This is a genomic window from Pseudomonas sp. (assembly GCF_050739655.1).
Classification (GTDB): Bacteria; Pseudomonadota; Gammaproteobacteria; order Pseudomonadales; family Pseudomonadaceae; genus Aquipseudomonas.
This window is the reverse complement of sequence record NZ_JBOIBY010000610.1, coordinates 1-2,372: the sequence shown is the minus strand read 5'-3', so window position 1 is coordinate 2,372 and position 2,372 is coordinate 1. Positions and strand designations below refer to the sequence as shown.

Annotated in this window: 2 protein-coding genes; one reads left to right on the top strand and one right to left on the bottom strand. The window is 59.6% G+C overall.

What is annotated here, in order from left to right:
* Positions 1-229: 229 nt before the first annotated feature.
* Positions 230-1,399: an MFS transporter gene (locus ACRESJ_RS29225; RefSeq protein WP_431760982.1), complete on the top strand. Its 1,170-nt coding sequence runs from the start codon at positions 230-232 to the stop codon at positions 1,397-1,399.
* Positions 1,400-1,405: 6 nt separating this feature from the next.
* On the opposite strand, the gene ACRESJ_RS29220 is transcribed toward ACRESJ_RS29225, so the two are convergent.
* Positions 1,406-2,293, bottom strand: a complete 888-nt coding sequence (locus ACRESJ_RS29220) for a formate/nitrite transporter family protein (protein WP_431760981.1) — start codon at positions 2,291-2,293, stop codon at positions 1,406-1,408.
* Positions 2,294-2,372 lie beyond the last annotated feature (79 nt).

Genomic DNA, 2,372 nt, shown 5'->3' with positions numbered 1-2,372 from the left:
TTTAAAGACAGATCAAAAGATCGCAGCCTTCGGCAGCTCCTACATAAAGCATGTAGAGAATTGATTCGCCATATGTCAGTGGCTGTTTATACTGCAAGCGACCACGCCGCACTCAGTTGCGCACAGACTAATTCCAATAAAATCTGCCCCGGCCCGCTCTCATCGAGAACGGACTTCGGCATGCGTATGCCTGATCAGAGCGTCAAGACTACCGACAGAGACCTTGCGCATGCCGCTCGCCTTGCTTGCCCTCGCCGTTGCCGCCTTCGGCATCGGCACCACCGAATTCGTCATCATGGGCTTGTTGCCCGACGTCGCCCGCGATCTCGCCGTGAGCATTCCCGATGCCGGACTGCTCATCACCGGCTACGCCCTGGGCGTGGTGTTCGGCGCGCCGATCCTCGCGGTCGGTACCGCCAACATGCCACGCAAAGCCACACTGCTGGGCATGACGCTGATGTTCATCCTCGGCAACATGCTCTGCGCTTTGGCGCCGAACTACGCCACGCTGATGGCCGCACGGGTGATTACCGCTCTCTGTCACGGCGCATTTTTCGGTATTGGTTCGGTGGTAGCCGCCGGGCTGGTCGCGCCGAACAAGCGGGCCCAAGCGATTGCCATGATGTTCACAGGGCTGACCCTGGCTAACGTGCTGGGCGTGCCACTGGGCACTGCGCTCGGGCAATACGCTGGGTGGCGCTCGACGTTTTGGGCGGTGTCAGTGATCGGCGTGATCGCCGCTATTGCGCAATGGGTCTGGCTGCCCAAAGACATTCCCATGGACAAAGCCAACCTGGCCGCCGAATTCAAGGTACTGGGTAAAGTCAATGTGCTGTTGGCGCTGGGTATGAGCGTACTGGCCTCGACCAGCCTGTTCAGCGTATTCACCTACATCGCGCCGATTCTGCAGGACATTACCGGCGTCAGTCCGCACGGCGTGACGATCATGCTGCTGTTGTTCGGTGTGGGGCTGACGGCCGGCAGCATGCTTGGCGGGCGTCTGGCCGATAGCCGTTTGCTGCCCTCGCTGGTTGGCATGGCGCTGGCAGTGGTGTTGGTGCTGGCCGCATTCAGCCAGACCAGCCACTCGGTGATCCCGGCTGCCATTACGTTGGTGTTGTGGGGAATTTTCGCCTTCGCCCTGTGCCCGATTCTGCAACTGCTGATCATCGATCAGGCCCATGAAGCGCCCAATCTGGGCTCAACACTGAATCAGAGCGCGTTCAATCTCGGCAATGCGGCAGGCGCCTGGATCGGCGGATTGGTAGTCGCCAGCGGCGCCGATCTGGCAGACCTGCCGTTGACCGGCGCCCTGGTCAGCGGGTTCACGGTGCTGACCGCACTGTTCTTCATCTACCGGCAGCGTCGTAGCGTCGCGACGGTAAATATTGCTGGCTGATGTGGATTACTTTTCGGTTTTCCGCGGGTCGGGAGATTCCCCCTGATCCGTCGCGTTTTTCGGTGGCCCGCTTTCACTGCGAATTTGCGCATGGCTGATCAGCGCGAAGATAAAGCTGCCGCCGATGATATTCCCCACCAGCGTGGGGCCTGCGAACACCAGCCAGAAATCTCTCCACGGCAATTCACCGGCAAACACCAGGTACGAAACCTCCAGCGAACCGACCACAATGTGGGTGAAATCTCCCAGCGCCATGAAATAGGTGATGAGGATGATGATCCACACCTTGGCGCTCTCCATGGACGGGATCATCCAGACCATGGTGGCAATCATCCAGCCCGAAATAATGCCTTTGGAGAACATCTGGCTACGGTCGCTTTCCATGACCTTGCGACCGATGTCGAGAAACGCGACATCAGTCTTGCTGTCGAAAATCGGCAGTTCCAGCATCACATACGCCACGAGCAAGGTGCCGCAGAGGTTGCCCGCCAGTACCACCGACCACAGCCGTAGCAGCCGGCCGAAGTTGCCCAACGTGGGTTTGCTCATGATGGGCAGGACAGCGGTCAGGGTGTTTTCGGTAAACAGTTGCTGACGGGCAAGAATCACCGCAAGAAACCCGGCGCAGTAACCGAAGCTGGCGATCACCTTGAAGCCCTCTCCCTCCGGCAGGCGGGAGTTGAGCAAGCCCATGGCCATGAGCGACAGCCCCATGGACAAACCGGCGGCCAGCGCTGACCACCACAACGCGGCAATGCTGCGCTCGAGCTCCTGATCACCCTGTGTACGGATGATTTCGTGCAGTACCGCCGCGCGCGGCGGCTGGTTTTTCTCAACCTCGCGCTGTTCTTTGGCCGAAAGGTCGGGGGTCTTGCCGTCTGCTGGCGATTTCATGGCGTGGGCAACCGGTGGCGGGATATTTAGCTACGACCATTGCCACCGGTATTCCGTTCTGTGGGTACTTGTAGGAGCG